The organism is Kitasatospora sp. NPDC094028 (assembly GCF_049543595.1).
GTDB lineage: Bacteria > Actinomycetota > Actinomycetes > Streptomycetales > Streptomycetaceae > Kitasatospora.
The window spans coordinates 381,180-402,273 of record NZ_JBMVFA010000003.1 but is presented as its reverse complement, the minus strand read 5'-3'; the positions used below and the strand labels follow the sequence as shown (position 1 = coordinate 402,273).

Sequence of the window (21,094 nt, the reverse complement as noted above, 5' to 3'; positions counted from 1 at the left end):
CAGTGGGTGGCCGCCCACCGGCATCTCGCGGGCCGGTCCGGAGGGCCGATCCGGTCGTGTCGCGGTCATGCCCGAAACCTTCCGGGGAAGGTTCGGCCGGAAACTCGTCCGAATCGACGCCCCGAAAACGTATCTGCGGAGCCCGTCGCCCGATCGAAGTGTCGACAGGGGTAGCGAGGGTCGGGAGCTCTTATGGGTGGGAACGAGTTCGGGGACGGGCTCACCGGGGCGGGTCGCGAGGCGATCGCCGTCATCGGAATGTCGTGCCGGGTGCCCGGCGCCGAGGACCTGCGGTCCTTCTGGAGGATGCTGACCGAGGGGGAGCAGGCCATCGCGGAGCCGCCCGCGGGCCGCTGGCCGGAGGGGGTCGCCGAACTGGCGCGCCACCCCCGGGCCGGGTTCGTGGCGGGCGCCGGCGACTTCGACGCCGGGTTCTTCGGGATCTCCCCGCGCGAGGCCGCGGCGATGGACCCGCGCCAGCGGATGGTCCTCGAGCTGAGCTGGGACGCCCTCGAGGACGCCTGCCTCCCGCCGGACAGCCTGCACGGCAGCGCCACCGCCGTCTTCCTCGGCGCCACCGGCGACGACTACGCCTCGCTGGTGCACCGCCGCGGCGCCGACGCGCTGTCCCACCACTCCGTCGCCGGGCTCAGCCGGGGCCTGATCGCCAACCGGGTGTCGCACCAACTCGGCCTGCACGGGCCGAGCCTGACCGTCGACACCGTCCAGTCCTCCTCGCTGGTCGCCGTGCAGATGGCCTGCGAGAGCCTGCGCTCGGGCGCCGCCCGGCTCGCCCTGGCCGGCGGCGTGCACCTCAACCTGGCCCCTGAGACCACGATCGCCTTCGCCCGCGCCGGCGCGCTGTCGCCCGACTGCCGCAGCTACACCTTCGACGCCCGCGCCAACGGCTTCGTCCGCGGAGAGGGCGCCGGCGTGGTCGTCCTCAAGCGCCTGGCCGACGCCGTCGCCGACGGCGACGACGTGTACTGCGTGCTGCTCGGCGGCGCCGTCAACCACGACGGCGCCGGCGACCTCACCGTGCCCAGCGCCGAGGCCCAGGGCGCCCTGCTGCGCGCGGCCTGCCGCGCCGCCGGGGTGGACCCGGCCGAGGTGGGCTACGTCGAGCTGCACGGCACCGGCACCCGGGCCGGCGACCCGGTCGAGGCGAGCGCCCTGGCCGCCGTGTACGGGGACGGCCGCGACGCCGAACGGCCGCTGCTGGTCGGCTCGGTGAAGACCAACATCGGCCACCTCGAACCGGCCTCCGGCGTGCTCGGCCTGATCAAGGTCGCCCTGTCGGTGCGGCACGGCGTGCTGCCCGCCAGCCTGAACTACGAGAGCCCGAACCCGGGCATCCCGCTGGAGCAGTGGAAGCTGCGGGTCAACGCCGAGGCCCGCCCGTGGCCCGAGGGCCCGCGCGTGGCCGGCGTCAGCTCCTTCGGCATCGGCGGCACCAACTGCCACCTGGTCGTCGCCGCCCCGCAGCCGCAGCCCGTCGACGAGGTCGAGCCCGCGCCCGAGACCGGCGCGGCCGTCCCGGTGCTGCTGTCCGCGCACACCCCGCAGGCGCTGCGCGCCCAGGCCCGGCGCCTGCTCGACCGGGTCCGCGAGGACGCCGAGCTGCGCCCGCTGGACGTCGGCTACTCCACCGCCACCACCCGGTCCGCGCTGAAGAGCCGCGGCGTCGTCCTCGCCGCCGACCGCGCGGACCTGCTCGACGGCCTGGCCGCGCTCGCCGAGGGCCGCCCCGACGCCCGCGTCGTCACCGGCACCGCCGCCGGGCGCGGCGGCCTGGTCTGGGTGTTCTCCGGCCAGGGCGCCCACTGGATCGGCATGGCCGAGGGCCTGTGGGCGCGGAACAAGGTCTTCGCCGCCTGGATGGACGAGTGCGAGCGCCTGCTGCGCCGGTACGGCGGCTGGTCGCTGCGCGAGGTGCTCGGCGACGAGGACGCGCTGCAGCGGATGGACGTCGTGCAGCCCGCGCTGTTCGCCGTCATGGTCTCGCTCGCCGAGGTGTGGCGCGCCGCCGGCGTCGAGCCGGACGCCGTCATCGGCCACTCCCAGGGCGAGATCGCCGCCGCCACCGCGGCCGGCATCCTCACCCTGGAGGACGGCGTGCGGCTGATCGTCGCCCGCGCCCGGGTCATCACCGAGAAGCTGTCCGGGCACGGCCTGATGGCCATCCTGGACCTGCCCGCCGAGCAGATCGACCAGCCCGGCGTCTCCGTCGCGGCCGTCAACTCCCCGGGTACGGCCGTCATCTCCGGCGACCCGGCGGGCGTGCGCGCGGCCGTCGCCGCCTGCGAGGCCCAGGGCAGGCGGGCGCGGGTCGTTCCGGTCGACTACGCCTCGCACTCCGCGCACGTCGAGACGATCCGCGACGAGGTGCTGGCCGGGGTGGCCGGCGCCGCCACCACCGACAGCGGCGTCGCCTTCTACTCCACCGTCACCGCCGGCCGGGTCGACCCGGCCACCCTGGACGCCGAGTACTGGTACCGCAACCTGCGCGAGCCGGTGCGCTTCGCCGACACCGTCCGGGCCCTCGGTGCGGACGGCTACGGCGTGTTCGTCGAGGTCAGCCCGCACCCGGTGCTGGCCATGCACATCGCCGCCACCACCGGCAGCGCCGTCGTCCAGCCCACGCTGCGCCGGGGCGAGGAGGAGGTGCACCGGCTGCGGCTGTCCATGGCCGAGCTGTACACCCGCGGCCTCGACCTGGCCTGGGGCGACGTGTTCACCGGCGCCCGCCGGGTGCCGCTGCCGACGTACGCCTTCCAGCGGGAGCCCTACTGGATAGACGGGGCCTGGGTCGACGGCGCCGTCACCGTGGCGGCTTCCACGCCGGCCCCCGCCGCGGTTGTCGAGACCCCGGCCGACGCCACCGGCCCCTCCGAGGCCGAGCTGTGGACCCTGGTGCGCGGCGAGGCCGCCGTGCTGCTCGGGCACGCCGACACCGCGCGGATCGGCGCCGACGACACCTTCAAGGAGCTCGGCTTCGACTCGGTGACGGCCGTGCAGCTGCGCGACCGGCTCAACTCCGCGACCGGCCTGGAGCTGCCCGCCTCGCTCGCCTACGACCACCCGACCCCGGCCGCCGTGGTCCGCCGCATCCGCGAGCTGATCGCCGGACCGGACGAGGCCCCGGCCGCGCCCGTCGCCGTCCGGGAGGTGTCCGAGGAGCCGATCGCGATCGTCGGCATGAGCTGCCGCCTGCCCGGCGGCGTCGCCACCCCCGAGGACCTGTGGCGCCTCGTCGCGGACGGCGCCGACGCGATCACCGGCTTCCCCGAGGACCGCGGCTGGCAGGTCGGCGCGGACGCCGGCTTCGCCGCCGCCGGCGGCTTCCTGGCCGGCGCCGCCCACTTCGACGCCGGCTTCTTCCGGATCAGCCCGCGCGAGGCGCTGGCCATGGACCCGCAGCAGCGGCTCGCCCTGGAGACCGTCTGGGAGGCGCTGGAGAACGCCGGCCAGGACCCGGCCCGGCTGCGCCGCACCGACACCGCCGTGTTCCTCGGCGCGATGGCCCAGGACTACCTGCCGCGCCTGCAGGAGGTGTCCGACAGCCTGGCCGGCTACGCGCTGACCGGCGGCTCCGGCAGCGTCGTCTCCGGCAGGATCGCCTACACCCTGGGCCTGGAGGGGCCGGCCGTCACCGTCGACACCGCCTGCTCGTCCTCGCTGGTCGCCCTGCACCTGGCCGCCCAGGCGCTGCGCTCCGGCGACTGCTCGCTCGCCCTCGCGGGCGGCGTCACCGTGATGTCCACCCCGGGCATGTTCGTCGAGTTCGCCCGCCAGGGCGGCCTGGCCGGCGACGGCCGCTGCAAGGCCTTCGCCGAGGAGGCGGACGGCACCGGCTGGTCCGAGGGTGTCGGCGTGCTGGTGCTGGAGCGGCTGTCCGACGCCCGCCGCAACGGCCGGCGGGTGCTCGCCGTGCTGCGCGGCAGCGCCGTCAACCAGGACGGCGCCAGCAACGGGCTCACCGCCCCCAACGGCCCCTCCCAGGAGCGGGTGATCCGCGCCGCGCTCGCGAACGCCGGGCTGACCCCGGCCGGGGTCGACGCCGTCGAGGCGCACGGCACCGGCACCGGCCTCGGCGACCCGATCGAGGCGCAGGCCCTGCTGGCGACCTACGGGCGCGAGCGGGCCGGGGGCGAGCCCCTGTGGCTCGGCTCGCTGAAGTCCAACATCGGGCACACCCAGGCCGCCGCGGGCGTCGCGGGCGTGATCAAGATGGTGCAGGCCATGCGGCACGGGGTGCTGCCCCGCACGCTGCACGCCGAACGGCCCACCAGCAAGGTCGACTGGACGGCCGGCCGGGTCAGCCTGCTCGCCGAGCAGCGCGACTGGCCCGCCGCCGACCGCCCGCGCCGGGCCGCCGTCTCCTCCTTCGGGATCAGCGGCACCAACGCGCACGTGATCATCGAGCAGGGCGACGCGGTGGAGCCGGTCACCGAAGCCGCCGGGCCCGCCAGGGGCGAACTCGTCTGGACGGTGTCCGCGCACAGCGCCAAGGCGCTCGCCGGGCAGGCCCGCAAGCTCGCCGACGCCGCCGCCGTCGCCGAGGCGGACCCGGCCGACGTCGCGCTCTCGCTGGCCACCCGCCGCTCCGTGCTCGACCACCGGGCCGCGATCGTCGGTGCCGACCGGGCCGAACTCCTCGCCGGACTCCGGGCGTTGGCGGACGGCCGGCGTGACCCCGGGGTGGCCACCGGCCACACCGCGGCGCCGCCCGTCGTCGGCGTCCTGTTCTCCGGGCAGGGCAGCCAGCGGCTCGGCATGAGCCGTGAACTGGTCGCCGCCTTCCCGGCGTTCGCCGCCGCCTGGCGCGAGGTCTGCGCCGCGCTCGACCCGCTGCTGGAGCACCCGCTCGACGAGGTCGTCGGCGCCGAGCCCGGCAGCGAGCAGGCCGCGCTGCTCGACGAGACCGCGATGACCCAGCCCGCGCTGTTCGCCTTCGAGGTCGCCGCCTACCGGCTGCTCACCTCGCTCGGCATCGAGCCCGCGATCGTCGTCGGCCACTCCATCGGCGAACTCGCCGCCGCCCACGTGGCCGGCGTGTTCTCGCTCGCCGACGCCGCCCGCCTGGTCGCCGCCCGCGGCCGCCTGATGGGCGAACTGCCGCGCGGCGGTGCCATGGTGGCCGTCCAGGCGGACGAGGACGAGGTCCGCGCCGCGCTCGCCGGGCACGAGCGGGACGCCTCCGTCGCCGCCGTCAACGGCCCGGCCGCCGTGGTGATCTCCGGCGTCGAGGAGGTCGTCACCGGGATCGCCGCCGAGCTGGCCGCCAAGGGCCGCAAGACCACCCGGCTGCGGGTCTCGCACGCCTTCCACTCGCCGCTGATGGACCCGATGCTGGACGAGTTCCGGCGCGTCGCCGAGTCCGTCGCCTACGCGCCGCCGCGCCTCGCGGTGGTGTCCGACGTGACCGGCGCCGTCGCCGGGCCCGGCGAGCTGGAGCAGCCCGAGTACTGGGTGCGGCACGTGCGCGAGGCCGTGCGCTTCGCGGACGGCGTGGCCGCCGCGGTGAAGGCCGGCGCCGAGGCGCTGGTCGAGGTCGGCCCGGACGGAGTGCTCGCCGCCATGGCCGCCGAACCGCTCGCCGACGCCGGCCTGACGGCGATCCCGCTCGCCCGCAAGGACCGGTCCGAGACCCGCGCGGCCGCCGAGGCCCTGGCCCGGCTGCACGTCGCCGGGGTGCCCGTCGACTGGCCGGCCCACCTGGCCGCCCTCGGCCGTCCCGGCCGGCCCGTCGACCTGCCCGGCTACGCCTTCGAGCCGCAGCGCTACTGGGCGCAGCCCGAGTGCCCGAAGGGCGACGTCGAGGACGCCGGGCTGGCGGCCGTCGCGCACCCGTTCCTGGCCGCCGCCACCGAGCTCGCCACCGGCGAGCAGGTCGCCTACAGCGGCCGGATCGACCCGGCCGCCGACGCCTGGCTGGCCGACCACGCCGTGTTCGGCACCGCCGTGTTCCCCGGCGCGGCCGTGGTGGACCTGGTGCTGCGGGCCCTGGAGGGCACCGGCTGCCGGTCCGTCGAGGAGCTGACCCTGCACGCCCCGCTGACCTTCGCCGCCGGCGCCGTCCGGGTGCAGGTGCTGGTCGGCGAGGCGGAGCCGTCCGGCCGCCGCCCGGTCGGCGTCTACTCCCGCCCGGCCGCGGCCGGCTCCGGCGCCTGGACCAGGCACGCGGCCGGCTTCGCCGTCCCGCAGGCCGCCGCCCGCCCCGCGCCGGCCGAGGTGTGGCCGCCGCAGGGCGCCGCGGCGGTCGACCTGGCCGGCTTCTACCCGGAGCTGGCGGGCCGGGGCTTCGGCTACGGCCCGGCCTTCCAGGGCCTGCGCGCCCTGTGGCGGGACGGGGACGAGGCCTACGGCGAGGTCCAGCTGCCCGAGCGGGTGCCGCACGCCGCCGGGGGCTTCGCCGTGCACCCGGCCCTGTTCGACGCCGCCCTGCACCCGCTGCTGGCGCTGCTCGGCCCGGACGACGCGGAGCGGGCCTTCCTCCCGTACGCCTGGTCCGGCGTCGCGCTGCACGCGCGCGGCACCGGCCGGCTGCGGGTGCGGGTCGCCCGGCTGGGCGCCGCCGAGGTGTCGGTGGCGATCACCGCGGCGGACGGCACGCCGGTGCTGACCGTCGACTCGCTGGCCCTGATGCCCGCCTCGGCGGCGCAGCTGGCCCGCGGCGCCGTCGCCGACTCGCTGTTCGCGGTGCGCTGGGCGCCGGTCGAGGAGGGCGCCGAGCGGGCCGCCGGCCCGGTGGACGCTTCCGGCTCGATGGACCTGGTGCACGTCGAGGCGAGCGCGGGCGGCGACGTCCCCGCGTCCGTGCGGGCGAGCGCCCACGCGGCACTGGAGCTGGTGCAGCGCCGGCTCGCCGAGCCGCAGGAGCGCCCGCTGGCCGTGGTGACCCGGGGCGCGGTGGCCGCCCTCCCCGGCGAGACGCCCGACCTGGCCCTCGCGGCCGTCCGGGGCCTGGTGCGCTCCGCCCAGGTCGAGTACGGCGAGGGCTTCGTCCTCGTCGACACCGACGGCACCGAGGAGTCGCTGCGGGCCCTGGAGACCCTGGACCCGGCCGTACCGCAGCTGGTGGTCCGCCAGGGCCGGGTCTACGCCCCGCGGCTCGTCCCGGCGGCCGCCGCGACGGGTGCCCGGCCGGCCTGGGACCCGAACGGGACGGTGCTGCTCACCGGCGCCACCGGCGGCCTCGGCGCGCTGTTCGCCCGCCACCTGGTCACCGAGCACGGGGTGCGCCGGCTGCTGCTGCTCAGCCGCTCCGGCGCCGCCGACCTGGCCGCCGAGCTGACCGAGCTGGGCGCCGAGGTCGGCCAGGCCGCCTGCGACGTCTCGGACGCCGGGGCGCTGGCCGAGCAGTTGGCGCTGATCCCGGCCGAGGCCCCGCTCACCGCCGTGGTGCACATGGCGGGCGTGCTCGCGGACGGCGCCGTGGAGACCATGACGCCGGACCGGATCGACCGGGTGTTCGCGCCCAAGGTCGACGCCGCCTGGCACCTGCACGAGCTGACCAAGGGCCTCGACCTGTCGGCCTTCGTGCTGTTCTCCTCCGTCGTCGGCGTGGTCGGCAACGCCGGCCAGGCCAACTACGCGGCCGCCAACGCCTTCCTCGACGCCCTCGCCGAGCACCGCGCCGCGGCCGGCCTGCCCGCGCTCGCCCTGGCCTGGGGCCCGTGGGAGCTCGGCATGGCCAGCACCCTCGGGGAGGCCGACCTGGCCCGCTTCCGCCGCCACGGCATGACGCCGCTGACGGCGGACCGGGGCACCGCCCTGTTCGACGCCGCGCTCGGCTCGGAGGACGCGCTGCAGCTGCCGGTGCAGGTCGACCGCACCGCGCTGCGCCAGGACACCGTGCCCGAGCTGCTGCGCACCGTGCTGCGCTCAGGTGCCGTGTCCGCCGCGCCGGTCGCGGTGGAGCGGCCCGCCGAGGAGCCGGCCGAGGAGGCGGACGGCCTGTCGCCGATGGCGCGCCGGCTGGCCGGCCTCGCGCCCGAGGCGCAGCGCGAGGAGCTGGTGACGCTGCTGCTGGAGACGGCGGTGGCGGTCCTCGGCTACGCGTCCGTCGACGACATCGACGCCGACATGTCGTTCCAGGAGATCGGGTTCGACTCGCTGAGCGGCGTCGAGTTCCGCAACCAGGTCAAGGCGGACACCGGCGTGCACGTGCCGGCCACGGTGATCTACAACTACCCGACGCCCGCCGCCTTGGCGGAGCGTGTCCGGGAGCTGCTGTTCCCCGAGCCGGAGGCCGACGAGGCCGCCGCCGACCTGCCGGACGACGAGTTCGACGACGGGGACGACTTCGACGAGATCGACGACCTCGACATCGAGGCGCTCGTGCAGCGCGCGATCTCCGATTGAGCACAGGCTGCGAGCCGCCAGCCCGCCCGACCCGAGAGTGGAGAGCATGAAGCCGGAAGACCTGAAGGCCGTACGCGCGTTCGTCAAGGAGCACCTGGACGGCCGCCACGCCGAGTTCGACACGTTCCAGGACAAGCCCTCGGATGTCTACGAGCGGTTCCGGGAGACCGGGCTGGCGAACTGGTGGCTGCCCGAGGAGCTGGGTGGCCGGGGCCTGAGCCTCGCGGACGGCGTCGAGATCGTCAACGAACTCGCCTACGGGGACGCCGGGGTGGCGTTCACGCTGTTCATCTCGGTGCTGGGCACCAGCATGGTGCAGTTGTACGGATCCGAGGAGTTGAAGAAGCAGTACCTGGGGGCGATGGGCGAGCGGGGCTCGTTCTGCGCGACGCCGGGCAGTGAGCGGGTGGCGGGCAGCGAGCTCGGCAAGATCGACACCGTGGTGGCCGTGGACGGGGACGAACTCGTCATCACCGGCGAGAAGTTCATCTCCACCAACTCCGACTTCGCCGACTTCCTGGTGGTCGTCGGCCGCTCGGCGGAGGACCCGGAGGTGCACCACGCCGTGCTCGTCCCGCGCGACACGCCCGGCATCGAGGTCGTGAAGCGTTGGAACGTCATCGGCGTGCGCGCCTCGTACAGCTACCAGGTGAGCCTGAAGGGCTGCCGGGTGCCGGTGGCCAACCGGCTGGAGGGCTCGGGCCTGCGGCTGCTGGAGATCGGCCTGAACGCCAGCCGGATCCTGATCGCCACCACCGGGCTCGGCATCGCCCGCCGGATCCGCGACCTGTGCATGACCTACGCCAAGACCAAGCCGCTGCGTGACGGCACGCTGTTGGAGAACCCGGTGTTCGCGGCCAAGCTCGGGCAGATGGAGATGCAGATCGACGTCATGAAGAGTCATCTGCTGCGCGCCGCCCGGGACTACGACGCGATCATGGCGAACCCGAACGCCGCGGACCTGTGGCACCGGCAGGGCACCCTGAAGTCCGCGCTGACCGCCAAGATGTTCTGCGGCCAGGCGGGTTGGGACATCGCCACGGTCGGCTCGGAGATGTTCGGCGGGCTCGGCTACACCGACGAGTCGCCGATCGGCAAGCTGATGCGGGACATGCGCTACATCTCCATCGTGGAGGGCGGCGACGACGTCCTGCGCGACCTGGTGTTCAGCCGCTACGTCATCCCGGTGCCGCGCCGCACCTGACGTGCGAACGGGCCCGAACCCTCCGCCGTGGCGGGGGAGTTCGGGCCCGTCTCTTCGCTTCGGGGTCTACGGCACCTCGGCCTCGAAGAGGGCGGTGCAGCCGCGCACGGCGAGCTTGTGCCGAGGGAAGCGGGCGGCCAGCACCTCGCGCAGGTCGTCGAGCGAGTCCGCGGCGTTGTGCATGATGCCGCGCTTGTTCCACGCCGCCAGCATGACCTTGGCGAGCGGGTTCACCGGCACGCCCCTGGTGAGCACGGTGGCGCCGAACAGCCGCCCGCCGGGCTTCACGCACGCCGCGACGTTGTCGAACACCACGGCCTTCTCGCGGATGTCGCCGGGCACGCAGTGCAGCAGGAAGTTCATCGACGCCGAGCCGAACTCCCGCGCGGGCAGCGGCAGCGGCTCCAGCGCGTTGGCCTGCACGGTCGTGACGTCGAAGCGCGCCAGCCGGGCCGCCGCGTGGTCCAGCGAGTGCTCGTTCAGGTCGGCCAGGGTGATGGCCTGCCCCGGGTTGGTCCGGCAGTGGTCCAGGAAGTAGCCCGTCCCCACCCCGAGGTCCAGGTGCTTCGCGGACACGTTGCGGTCGAACAGGCCGACCACCTCGGACACCGGGACCCGGAACAGGAAGCGGCAGTTGAGCTGGAAGGCCGCGAAGTCGTACAGCCGCAGTGTCGACGGGTTGTACATGGCCTGGCCGGCGATGACCTGATCAGAGTGCGAAGCGGTCACGTGAATCCTCCGGCCCGGGGGTGAATGCGTCCCGTCCGACTATACGCGGCGGAAGTGTCCTGATCCGGTGTGCAGTTGCACCTGGTGACGGTCCGTCCGTCGTGCCGGTCGGTCCGCCGCGCCGATCAGCTCGTCGGTGGACGCGACCGTGACGCCCAGCCCGCGCAGGGCCGCCAGGGCGGCCGTGTGGGCCGGGGCGGAGAGGGCGGACACGGCGTCCTCGACGACGGTCACCGGGTGGCCGAGGGCGACGGCGCTGCGGACGGTCTCCCCGACGCCGTACTCGGTGGCGATGCCCGCCACCACCAGGCCGGTGGCGCCGAGCCGGCGCAGCCGCGCCTCCAGGTCGGTGCCCGCGAAGGCGTCGATCGTGTACTTGGTGACCACCTCGTTGCCGGGCCGGGCCGTCACCTCCTCGGCGAAGCGGTTGAAGTGCGAGTCCGGGCCGCCGTCGCTGCCGTCCAGCCGGGCGTGCCGGACCAGCACCACCGGCCGCCCGGCCGCCTCGAAGGCGGCCTTCAGCCGGGCGGCGGCGCGCACCACCTCGGCGCCCGGGCGCGGGGCGACGGGGCGGGTGACGATCCAGTGCTGGAGGTCGACCAGGAGGAGGACGCTGCCTGTCACCGGGCGTCCTCCGCCCGGCGCAGCGCCGCCGTCGAGCGGTCCAGCAGCTCGCGCAGCTGGGCCCGCTCGGCCTCGTCGAAGGCCTCGGCGAGCCGCTCCTCGACGCCCCGGGCGAGCGCGTCGGCCTTCTTGGTGAGCGCGCGGCCGGAGCGGGTCAGCTTGGCCACCAGCACCTTCTGGTGCACGCTCGACGGCTCGCGGGTGATCAGGCCCTTGGTCTCCAGGTTGGTCAGGATCGTCGTCATGGTCTGCGGCGTGACCATGCACTCCCGGGCGAGCTGCGCCCCGGACATCCCGGCGGACTGCTGGAGGACGAGCAGGGTGACGTACTGCGGCACCGTCAGGTCGACGGTGCGCAGCACGCGGGTCTTCTCGCCGATCAGCGCCTGCTCGGCGCGCTTGATGGCGTGGCCGAGGCGGTCGTGGAAGTCGAGCGGCGCGGCCGGGTTCGGCCGGTCGGAGCTGGTTCCTGTCAAAGTGATCGCATCCCTGCCTGCCCCGGAGCGGATTGTTCGAGCGTTACCCTACATCAGTGGGCTGATAAGCGGTTGCGGGCGAACCGGCCCGCCCGGGGCGGCGGGGCGGGGTCAGCGCCCGGCGCCGAGCGGTTCGCCGGCCTCGGCGGTCTCGACCGGCCCATCGGCCTCGACGGCTTCTGCCGCCGGCTTCGCGCGCTCCTTCAGCAGCAGCGCTATCAGCGGCGCGCCGAGTGCGGCCACCGCGGCCAGGATCCACAGCACGGTGCGCAGCGCGTCGGTGTAGCCCTCGGCGAGCAGGCCGTGGAAGGCCTCCCGGCCGGCGGCGGCCACGCCGGCCTCCGGGCCGGCCAGGTCGCCCTGGGCGACCTTGGCGGCCAGTTCGTCCGCGGTGCCGGGGTAGGGGTCGCCCTGGGCGGCGAGGCCGGGGGAGAGGTTCGAGCCGATCAGGCTGACCAGGACGGAGCCGGTGCCCGCGATGGCGACGGCCTCGCTGGCCAGGCGCATGGTGTTGAACATGCCCGCGGCCATGCCGGCGCGCTCCGGCGGGACGGAGCCGATCGCGGCGCCGTCCAGCAGGCCGAAGGAGATGCCGACGCCGGTGCCGATCACCAGGAACGGTCCGACCAGGCCGGCCGCCCCGATGCCCGGATGGATGGTGGTCAGCCAGGCGGCGCCGCCGCCGACCAGCAGCAGGCTGACGGCCAGCAGGGTGCGGACCGGGATCGTGCGGGCGAGGTGCCCGGCCACCATCGGCAGGACGAGCACGGGTGCGGTGAGCAGCAGCATCACGGCGCCGGCCCCGGTGCTGCTGAAGCCGGCGGCGCCCATGAAGTAGGAGGGCAGGAAGACCAGCAGGCAGACGAAGCCGAAGGCGAGCGCGACCGGTACGCAGCAGATCGCGGTGAACCGGCCCCGGGAGAACAGCGAGAGGTCGAACATCGGCCGCTCCTGGCGGAGTTCGACCACCACGAAGAGCGCGATCAGCAGTGCGGAGCCGGCCAGCAGGCCGAGCGTGACGGGGCTGGTCCAGCCCCGCTGCGGGCCTTCGACCATGGCGAGGGTGGCCAGGGCGAGGGCGGTGGTGAAGGTGACGGTGCCGCCCCAGTCGACGCCGCGGGCGTCCGGGTCGCGGGACTCGGCGATCCGCGGCAGGGCGGGCAGCAGGGCGAGTGCGAGCGCGGCGTGCAGCAGGAAGACCGCGCGCCAGCCGAAGGCGGAGACCAGCAGTCCGGAGGTGGACGGGCCGAGCGCGAGGCCGACGCCGAAGGAGGAGCCGAGCACGCCGAAGGCCTTGGCCTGGGCGGGGCCGGAGAAGGTGGCGGCCAGGACGGCGCTGCCGGAGGTGAGCACGGCGGCGGCCGCGGCGCCGGCCAGCAGTCGGGCGCCGTCCAGCCAGTGGATGTCGTCACCGAGCCCGCTGACCAGCGAGCACAGGCCGAACAGGGTGATGCCGATGGTCAGCATCCGGCGGCGGCCGAGCAGGTCGGCGAGGGCGCCGCAGGCGAGCATGAAGCTGGCGAAGGTCAGGTTGTAGCCGTTGACCACCCACTGGAGGGGCCCGAGTCCGGCGCCCAGGTCGGTGGCGATCTTCGGCAGCGCGACCGAGGCGCCGGTGAGCGAGGCGGGCAGCAGGCCGCCGGCCAGGCACACCGCGGCGAGCGTGGTGCGGGGAGAGCTCTTCATGGGGTGGGCGACTCCGAGATCGACGTAGATCCCTGATCGGTGTCAGGGTTCTGATGCTTGGCGGACGGAACGCTAGCCCGCCGCCGTCGCAGAGGTCAAGGCTGAAACAGTGTCGAAAGTTGAATACGAACCCTGATACTGTCTCGATGCCTGACGCTCCGGCGGGAGCGTCGGGCGTCCCCTTCCCGCAGCCAGGAGGCTTTCCCATGCGCGCAGTTCGGTTCGACGGCTACGGCGGCCCCGAGGTCCTGACCCTCGTCGAGCTGGAGGTCCCCGAGCCCGGCCCGGGCGAGGTGTCGATCGACCAGCGGCCCGAGCTGGTGCACGGGCACCTGCAGGAGGCCGCCCGGCTGCTCGCCTGCGGCGCTGTCCGGATCGAGACCACCGAACTCGACCTTGCGGACGTCGCCGAGGCGCACCGGATCCTCGAACGCCGCGACTCCACCGGCAAGTTCGTCCTGCGCGTCGGCGCCTGACGGCAGGGGCGTCCGGGCGTGACGTGCCATCGAATGGCGCACGCCCGGCGGCCGACCGTTCGCCCGCGATGCGCCCCTCGCCGAGGATGGGAAGTGCCGCCGTCCGACGAACGAGGAGAGTATCCGTGGCCGTTTCCGCCTGCCCGCCGCCGTGGCGCCGCGCCGCCCGGGTCACCCTGCTGGTCCCCGGGGTGGCGATAGCCGTCCTGGTCCCGTTCGCCGTCCCGGCCGGTGCGGCGGACGACAGCGGCGCGCCGCCGCCCCCGGCGGCGCAGGCGATGGACGGGGACAAGCCGCTCGCCTCCACCAAGGAGGTGACCAGCGGGTGCGACCAGCCCTCGGCGTGCCGCTTCCGACTGTACGACCGGGCGCCGCGCGAGTTCACCAGCGGCGTGGTGTCGGTGGGCAACGCGGCGATCAACTGCACCAACGGCGACATGGACGTCAACCGCACCGTCACCCTGGTGAGCACCAGCACCGACAACATCGGCGGCGAGATCTCCGGCAGCGCGAGCCTGCAGGGCGGGGTGGACGTCACGGTCACCGTCTCCGGCCAGGCGAGCGTGGCACCGAGCATGACCAACGGCATCACCCAGTGGGGCCCGAACAAGGACAAGGGCCCGACCACCCAGGACGTGACCAGCAACACCGCCGGGGTCACGGCGACGGTGAACGGCTCGAACGCCCTCCACCTCGGCGTCTCGGCCACCTTCCAGTCCGCCTTCAAGGCCGCCTTCGCGCGCCAGTGGCAGGCCCAGGCGAGCGAGTCGACGAAGGTGTCCTTCTCCGTCAGCCCGGGCGACGAGCTGCAGTTCGGGATGGTGAGCGCCATGTCGCGGGCCGCCGGTGAGCTGACGGTGAACAACACCGGCAAGCTGATCAAGAACGTCACGGTGGACAGCCCCTCGCTCGTCACCGCCAGCTCGATCGTCGCGCAGACCTTCTCCGTCCCGGACAAGTGCCTGTCGCTGCGGCCCCCGGGCCGGGCCGGGGGAGGCCTGGTCGAGCTCCCGCCGGTGGAGCCCGGCCGGGTGCCGGACGCCGTCTTCGTCCGTACCGCCGAGGGCGCCTGGAGGGCGCGGTGAAGCGGCAGCTGTGGGTCCTGTCCGCGGCCCTGACCGCCCTGGCCCTGGGGGCCGGGCAGAGCGTCGCTGCGGAGTCCGTGCCCGACGAACCGCCCCAGGCGCAGGCCTTCGACGGCGACACCCCGCTGCCGGACGCCCCGGCGCTCGCACACGGCTGCGGGCAGGACTACGGCTGCTCGTTCCGCGTCCTGCCGGGCCTGTCCCGGCAGTTCACCACGGGCGTGGTCTCGGTCGGCAACGCGGCGATCAACTGCACCAACAAGCCGATCAGCGTCGAGCGCACGGTGGTGCTGCAGTCCAGCACCAAGGACAACATCTCGGGGGAGATCTCCGGGAGCGCCACCATCACCGGCACGATCGACAACACCACCACGGTCGGTGGCAGCATCGCGGGCAGCAACAAGACCGACGTCAGCCACACCGACATCACGGCTCCGAAGGACAAGGGCCCGAACTCGGAGGTCAGCAACGGCGGGAGCGTGACGGTCAGCGGCAGCGTAACGGGCTCGGCCGCGCTCAAGCTCAGCGCCCAGGCCAGCTTCCAGTCCGCCTTCAAGGCCACCTGGTCGCACGAGTGGCAGCAGGTCGTCACCGAGACCACCCAGGTCAAGTTCACCGTGAAGGCGGGCGACGAGCTGCAGTTCGGCGCGCTGAACGCGATGACCCGCACCGTGGGCGAGTTGAGCGTGGACGGCGCCGCGAAGCTGATCAAGAACGTGGTTGTGGACAGCCCGTCCACCGCCAACGTCAGCACCGTCGTCGCGCAGACCTTCAGCGCCACGGACAAGTGCCTGTCGATGCGGCCGCCGGGGCGGTCCCTGCCGGCCGGCCTGATCGAGGCGCCGCCGCGCACGGACGGTGCCCGGCCGGTCGAGCAGTACCGGCTGACGCCCGGGGGGAGTTGGGCGGCGCTGCCCTGACCCGCCGCCCGAGATCGTGGCCGCCTGCCCGGATCCTCGGGCAGGCGGCCAGGTCGTGTGCGACTATCGCTGATCGAGCGGCAGCGAGCGCACCCGCACCCCGGCCGGCGGCGCGTCGACGGTGACCAGCCGGTTGCCCGGGTTCGCCCCGTTGTCCGGCGTGCCGGCGGTCGGCCGGGCGGCGGCGCAGCGCTGCAGCTCGACGTCGGTGAACGGGCCGGTGCGCTGGAAGTAGCGGTCGGGCAGGGCGGTGGCCGGGACGTCGAAGACCGCGTCCAGCCGGTACGTGTTGCGGGCGTTGGCGAACGTGCCCGCCACCCGCTCGCGGGCCGGCTGCACCTCGATCCAACTCACCTCACCCGGCTGGATGGTGGGGTTGAGGCCCTTGGTGCTGGTCCGGCTCCAGGTGAGCGGGTTGCTGGTGGACACGGCCGCCGCGTTGCCGCCCGCCGCGCTGAACCCGGCGGCGGCCTGACCGGCCAGGTTGGGCCGGCTCTGCGAGATGTCGGAGCGGCTGGGCACCAGCGGGGTGCCCTTGAGCGCGTAGTACTGCGTCAGGCTGTCGTACGGCGGCTCGGTGACCGTGATCTTCCGGTCGTCCACGATGGCGTTGCGGCTGCAGTTGAGGTACACCTCGCCGACGATCCGGGTCTGGCCGTAGTACTGGTAGGAGGAGCCCTTGTCCACGGTGAACGTGCAGTTGGCGGCGGCGCCCTCGCAGTCGTCCACCACGATGCCCGGTTCCAGCGGCTCGTTGCCCTTGTAGCCCTTGGGGCCCGGCAGTTGCTCCTTGCGGACCTTCTGGTCGACGGGCGCGGGCGTCTGCTTCGCGGTCACGTTGGTGATCAGCGGGCCGCAGGAGAGCGAGTCGCGCTTCTCGGCGGACTCGAAGGAGACCATCGGGTTGTCCTCGGGCGCGTCGAAGCCGAAGCTGCGCCCGGTGGTCCAGTTGGCGGTGCCGACCGTGTCGGTGCCCTTGGTGGTGATCTGCGGGTCCGGCACCGGCCCGGCGGCGATCAGCGCGACGTTGTACGTCTGGCCGCCCTGGAGCTGCTCGGCCGTGCAACGGCGGTCCACGCCCGGGCTGTCGTCCCAGCTGACGGTGACATGCGAGCCGGCCTTCACGCCCCACAGCCGGGTCCGCAGGACCAGCGGGGCGCCGTTCCAATTCAGCGAGGCCGCCTGGTAGCCCTGCGGGTGCTGGGCGAGCGCCTTGCCGAACACCACGCCGTTGTTCTCCGGCGACCAGTCGGCGTGCCCGGCGGCGGTGCCGTTGTCGGGTGCGACGGGCTGCGCGAAGGTGCCGTTGAGGACCGGGACGTCCACCGTGTCGGCGGCCCGCGCGGGCGGCGCGGCGGCCAGCGCCAGGCCGACCGTCGCGACGGCGCAGCCGAGTCGGCGCCGCATCAGCAGTACCACCAGTCGCTCGGCGGGACGACCGTGTTGCCGGGCGGGACGTCGGTCAGCGCGTTCGGCAGGGCGCACAGGCCGGCGGCCGCGTCGTTCGGCTTCTGGTCGCGGGGGACCTTGTTGAAGTCCGTCAGCGTCTGCTTCTCGTCGGCGATGCCGTCCTTCTCCGCCTTGCCGTCCCCGGCCACGCTCGCCAGGCAATCCCGGTTGTCGGCCGGGCACTTGTCGATCTGGGCCTTGTTGTCGGCGACGTTCTTGCACTGCGGGTTGTTCGCCGCGTCGCCCGCGCACGGGTCCTGCGCGGGCGGCTGCTGCGGCGCGGCGGTCTGCTTGGCGTCGACGTTGGTGATGAACAGGGCGCAGTTGAGGTAGTCGGTGCTGGTCGACGTGAAGGTGATCTGCGGGGCGTCCTCGGCGGCGGTGAAGGAGTAGGTGCGGCCGATGAACCAGTTCGCCGCGCCGGTGGGGGTGTTGGTGCTGAACTGGCCCGGCTGGTTGGCGGCGCCCGCGACCGTCATGGTGTACGTCCGTTTGGTGGCGCCCTGGGGCACACAGCTGTCGGGGTTGTCGTCCCAGCTGAGCGTCACCGTGGAACCGGCCCGCACGCCGCGAACCCGGGTGCTGATCGGGACCGCCTTGCTCCCCCAGTGGAGCGAGGCGGCCTGGAGGCTCTTGGGGTGAGCGGTGCGGCCGGAGGAAGCGATCCCGGTGTCGCCGGTCCAGTTGTCGATGCCGGCCCCGGTCCAGCCGTTGGCCGGAGCGGTCGGCGAGGAGAACGTCCCGTTCGGCACCACGGCCGGCTGGGTGTCCTCCGCCCCCGCCGGTGCCGGGGTCGCCAGGGCGACGGCGGCACCCAGGGTGACGGCGAGAAGTCTGGCTCGCTGTGTTTGCAACACGGGTCTCTCCCACTGAAATCGGCATCGAGGCAAGGCACTTGCGTCATGGTGAGGTGGCGGTCAACTGGTCCCGGTCGTCCATGCTTCGGGCCTTGATCACGGACCGCAACCACTGACGGTCCGATAGGGCGAAGACGAACGATCCGGCTGGGCCGACTGTGTGGAAAGCCGTTCGGAACCGCACGGTCGTTCTGGTGACGGGGGAGGCATTCCGGCGATCCGATCTCCACCTCCAGCCACGGCCGCGCGGCCAGGGTGCCGCGCGGCCGGACCACGAGGGGCGTCATGTCACCCGTTTCCCGCTCCGCCCGAGGCCTGTCGGCCTGCCCGCTGCTACTGGCCCTCGCCCTGCCGCTGCTCGGCGTCACCCCGGCCGTCGCGGTCGCCCCGGTGGCCCCCGGTGTCGTGCGCCCGGTGCCGCCCTGCGCCGGCGACGACGCCGACCGGCCCCACCACCGGCCGCTGCCGCCGCCCGGCCTGGTCACGGGCGAGCCCGTCCGGCGCGCCGTCCCGTCCCGGCCCTGCCTCTGACCCACCCCCACCTCTGACCCACCCCACCTCTGACCCACCCGCACCGCCGACCCCGGCGGCGGCACCCTCCTGCCGCCGCCGGGCATCCCCCTGCCCTGCTGCCCTTCGAACGTGAGGAAGAGATGCACCCGCTGCACCGCAAGTTCCGCCGGCTGCCCGCGGCCGCCGTGCCCGCCCTGATCGCGAGCCTGGCCCTGCTCGGCACCGTCGCTCTGCCCACCTCCGCCGCCTCCGCGTACGACCTGCGGCTGCGCTCCTGGGGGATGAACGCCAACGGTCAGCTGGGCGACGGCACCAAGACCCAGCGGCTCACCCCGACCTCGGTGGTCGGACTGTCCGGCGCCGAGCTGAACTCGGTCGCCGCCGGTGGCACCGGCGGGGCCGCCGCCACCGCGACCGGCTTCGGTCTCGCGCTGCTGGCCAACGGCACCGTCGAGGCCTGGGGCAAGAACGACAAGGGCCAGCTCGGCAACGGCGTGACCAGCACCACCGACGAGTGGGCGGTGCCCGCGCTGGTGGCCGGGCTGGGCGGCGTCCAGGCGGTCGCGGCCGGGGGCGCGCACGCGCTCGCCCTGCTGAAGGACGGCACCGTCCAGGCCTGGGGCCTGAACGACAAGGGGCAGCTGGGTGACGGCACCACCACCAACGCGAACCTGCCGGTGACGGTCGCCGGGCTGGAGGGCGTCAAGGCGATCGCCGCCGGTGACGCCTTCAGCATGGCCCTGCTCATCGACGGCACCGTCAAGACCTGGGGCAACAACGACAAGGGCCAGCTCGGCGTCACCCAGCGGCCCGCCAAGTCGACCGACCCCGTGCCGACCCCGTCCCCGGCCACCCGGACCACCGCGATGGTGATCCCCGAGCTGACCACCGTCAAGGGCATCGCCGCCGGCGCCTCGCACGCGCTCGCGCTGCTCGCGGACGGCTCGGTGATGTCCTGGGGCCTCAACGACAAGGGGCAGTTGGGCGACGACACCGTCACCACCACGACCCCCGCGGTCAACCAGAACAAGCCCTACCCGGTGCAGGTCCTGGAGCTCAAGAACGTCACCGCCCTCTCCGCCGGCGCCTCGCACAGCGTCGCGCTCCTCCAGGACAAGACCCTGCGCGCCTGGGGCAACAACGACAAGGGCCAGATCGGCGACGGCACCACCACCCAGCGCAACACCAGCGTGCCGATCCCCGGCGTCACCGGCGTGATCGGCATCGCCGCCGGCGCCTCGCACAACCTGGCCGTGCTCTCGGACGGCACCGTCCAGGCCTGGGGCCTGAACGACAAGGGCCAGCTCGGCGACGGCACCACCAAGGACAAGTCCACCCCGGTGCAGGTGCTGGCCAAGTCCGGAGCCGTCTCCATGGTGGCCGCGCCCTCCAACGGCAGCTTCAGCCTGGCGCGGTGACCTTCCCACTCCCCACGAAGGTAGGCAGGACATGACCAACTCCCGTACCACACACCGGTCTCGACTCCGCTCGACGCTCGCCGCCGGCGTCGCCGCGCTGACCGCTCTCGGTCTGGCCGCGCTCCCGGCCGGGAACGCGCACGCCCAGGAGAAGCGGCTCAAGGCCTGGGGCAACAACCGCTCCGGTCAGCTCGGCGACGGCACCTGGACCGACTTCCGGACCACCTCCACCTCCGTGATCGGGCTGACCAGCGCCGAGGTGGTCAAGATCGCCGCGGGCGGTGCCGGCCCCACCAACGGCCACGGCCTCGCGCTGCTGACCGACCGGACCGTCCAGTCCTGGGGCGCCAACACCTACGGGCAGCTCGGCGACGGCTCGGTGTTCAGCCACAACGCGCCCGGCCAGGTGGTGAACCTGAGCAACGTCACCGACATCGCGGGCGGCGGCGCGCACAGCCTCGCGCTGCTCGCCGACCAGACCGTCGTCGCCTGGGGCCACAACAACTACGGGCAGCTCGGCAACGGCACCAACACGGACAGCAGCGTGCCCGTCCGGGTCGAAGGCCTCAACAAGGTGATCGCGATCTCGGCCGGGCTCAACCACAGCATCGCGCTGCGCGAGGACGGCACCGTCTGGGCCTGGGGCTACAACATCAACGGGCAGCTGGGCGACGGCACTTCGGCCAGCCGCAACGTCGCGTTCCAGGTCAGCAACCTGACCGGCGTGACCCGGATCGCGGCCGGCTGCAACCACAACATCGCGCTCGTCGGGCCGCCGAGCGGGCCGAGCAAGCCCACCAGCGGCAACGCGGTGAAGGCCTGGGGGTACAACGCCACCGGGCAGCTCGGCGACAACAGCACCATCAGCCGCTACACCCCGGTCGATGCCCAGGGCATCTGGCTCGGCGGCGTCTCCCAGATCGCGGCGGGCTGCAACCACAGCCTGGCCGTCACCGACAGCGACAACAAGCTGAAGGCCTGGGGCCAGAACACCTCCGGCCAGATCGGCGACGGGACGACGGACTACCGGATCACCCCGGTTCCGGTGCCCGGCATCACCGGCGTCCAGCTGGTCGCGGGCGGCCGCGAGCACACCCTCGCGCTGCTCGGCGACAACACCGTCCGCTCCTGGGGCAACAACGGCTCCGGGCAGCTCGGCAACGGCACCACGGACAACAGCAGCACCCCGGTGACCTCGCTCACCGCGCTGACCGGCGTCGACAAGATCGCCGCCCCGGTCGGCGGCGACTTCAGCCTCGCCAACTAGAGCCGTGGTGACGGCGGACGCGT

The 21,094-nt window shown here is 74.0% G+C and carries 14 protein-coding genes and 1 pseudogene; 9 read left to right on the top strand and 6 right to left on the bottom strand.

The features are described from left to right. The first annotated feature begins 192 nt into the window (after nt 1-192). Entirely contained in the window at nt 193-8,367 is an 8,175-nt protein-coding gene (locus ACPC54_RS07475; RefSeq protein ID WP_498962215.1) for a type I polyketide synthase, read from the top strand. 46 nt (nt 8,368-8,413) lie between these two features. After that, on the top strand, nt 8,414-9,571 hold the full coding sequence (locus tag ACPC54_RS07470; RefSeq protein WP_498962213.1) for an acyl-CoA dehydrogenase family protein: 1,158 nt from the start codon (nt 8,414-8,416) through the stop codon (nt 9,569-9,571). 66 nt (nt 9,572-9,637) lie between these two features. Here ACPC54_RS07470 and ACPC54_RS07465 read toward each other — a convergent pair whose 3' ends face one another. The 4 genes from ACPC54_RS07465 to ACPC54_RS07450 all read right to left on the bottom strand — a co-directional run bounded on the left by ACPC54_RS07465 (nt 9,638) and on the right by ACPC54_RS07450 (nt 13,086). Beyond that, nucleotides 9,638-10,300 carry a class I SAM-dependent methyltransferase gene (locus ACPC54_RS07465; RefSeq protein ID WP_498962211.1) on the bottom strand — a complete coding sequence of 221 codons (663 nt, stop codon included), beginning with the start codon at nt 10,298-10,300 and terminating at the stop codon, nt 9,638-9,640. Between the two features lie 39 nt (nt 10,301-10,339). Beyond that, nucleotides 10,340-10,924, bottom strand: coding sequence for a cysteine hydrolase family protein (locus tag ACPC54_RS07460; protein WP_498962208.1), 585 nt, complete (start codon nt 10,922-10,924; stop codon nt 10,340-10,342). Next, nucleotides 10,921-11,400 carry a MarR family winged helix-turn-helix transcriptional regulator gene (locus ACPC54_RS07455; protein WP_498962206.1) on the bottom strand — a complete coding sequence of 160 codons (480 nt, stop codon included), beginning with the start codon at nt 11,398-11,400 and terminating at the stop codon, nt 10,921-10,923. The genes ACPC54_RS07460 and ACPC54_RS07455 overlap by 4 nt, the downstream gene beginning before the upstream one ends. Nucleotides 11,401-11,511: 111 nt before the next feature. Further along, a complete protein-coding gene (locus ACPC54_RS07450) occupies nt 11,512-13,086 on the bottom strand; it encodes an MFS transporter (protein ID WP_498962204.1) in 1,575 nt (524 codons plus the stop codon). Between the two features lie 206 nt (nt 13,087-13,292). On the opposite strand from ACPC54_RS07450, the pseudogene ACPC54_RS07445 reads away from it, so the two are divergent. The 4 genes and pseudogenes from ACPC54_RS07445 to ACPC54_RS07430 all read left to right on the top strand — a co-directional run. Beyond that, nucleotides 13,293-13,391: pseudogene (locus ACPC54_RS07445) on the top strand (quinone oxidoreductase family protein); the annotation flags it as partial. Next, the gene (locus ACPC54_RS07440) at nt 13,380-13,562 is read left to right on the top strand and encodes a zinc-binding dehydrogenase (RefSeq protein WP_498962445.1); all 183 of its coding nucleotides are present in this window, start codon (nt 13,380-13,382) and stop codon (nt 13,560-13,562) included. The pseudogene ACPC54_RS07445 and the gene ACPC54_RS07440, both read left to right, overlap by 12 nt. 125 nt (nt 13,563-13,687) lie before the next feature. Continuing rightward, complete coding sequence (locus ACPC54_RS07435; protein ID WP_498962202.1) at nt 13,688-14,647, top strand: hypothetical protein; 960 nt, start codon at nt 13,688-13,690, stop codon at nt 14,645-14,647. Then, nucleotides 14,644-15,567 carry a hypothetical protein gene (locus tag ACPC54_RS07430; RefSeq protein WP_498962200.1) on the top strand — a complete coding sequence of 308 codons (924 nt, stop codon included), beginning with the start codon at nt 14,644-14,646 and terminating at the stop codon, nt 15,565-15,567. Before ACPC54_RS07435 ends, ACPC54_RS07430 begins: the two co-directional genes overlap by 4 nt. Before the next feature lie 63 nt (nt 15,568-15,630). On the opposite strand, the gene ACPC54_RS07425 is transcribed toward ACPC54_RS07430, so the two are convergent. Beyond that, the gene (locus tag ACPC54_RS07425; RefSeq protein WP_498962198.1) at nt 15,631-16,974 is read right to left on the bottom strand and encodes a hypothetical protein; all 1,344 of its coding nucleotides are present in this window, start codon (nt 16,972-16,974) and stop codon (nt 15,631-15,633) included. After that, nucleotides 16,974-17,870 carry a carbohydrate binding domain-containing protein gene (locus ACPC54_RS07420; protein ID WP_498962196.1) on the bottom strand — a complete coding sequence of 299 codons (897 nt, stop codon included), beginning with the start codon at nt 17,868-17,870 and terminating at the stop codon, nt 16,974-16,976. The genes ACPC54_RS07425 and ACPC54_RS07420 overlap by 1 nt, the downstream gene beginning before the upstream one ends. Before the next feature lie 288 nt (nt 17,871-18,158). Here ACPC54_RS07420 and ACPC54_RS07415 point away from each other — a divergent pair, with 288 nt between their 5' ends. The 3 genes from ACPC54_RS07415 to ACPC54_RS07405 all read left to right on the top strand — a co-directional run bounded on the left by ACPC54_RS07415 (nt 18,159) and on the right by ACPC54_RS07405 (nt 21,071). Then, on the top strand, nt 18,159-18,404 hold the full coding sequence (locus tag ACPC54_RS07415; protein ID WP_498962194.1) for a hypothetical protein: 246 nt from the start codon (nt 18,159-18,161) through the stop codon (nt 18,402-18,404). A gap of 122 nt (nt 18,405-18,526) precedes the next feature. Next, a complete protein-coding gene (locus ACPC54_RS07410; RefSeq protein ID WP_498962192.1) occupies nt 18,527-19,804 on the top strand; it encodes an RCC1 domain-containing protein in 1,278 nt (425 codons plus the stop codon). A gap of 31 nt (nt 19,805-19,835) precedes the next feature. Then, nucleotides 19,836-21,071 (top strand): RCC1 domain-containing protein, encoded by a 1,236-nt coding sequence (locus tag ACPC54_RS07405; protein ID WP_498962190.1) that lies wholly within the window; start codon nt 19,836-19,838, stop codon nt 21,069-21,071. Nucleotides 21,072-21,094 lie beyond the last annotated feature (23 nt).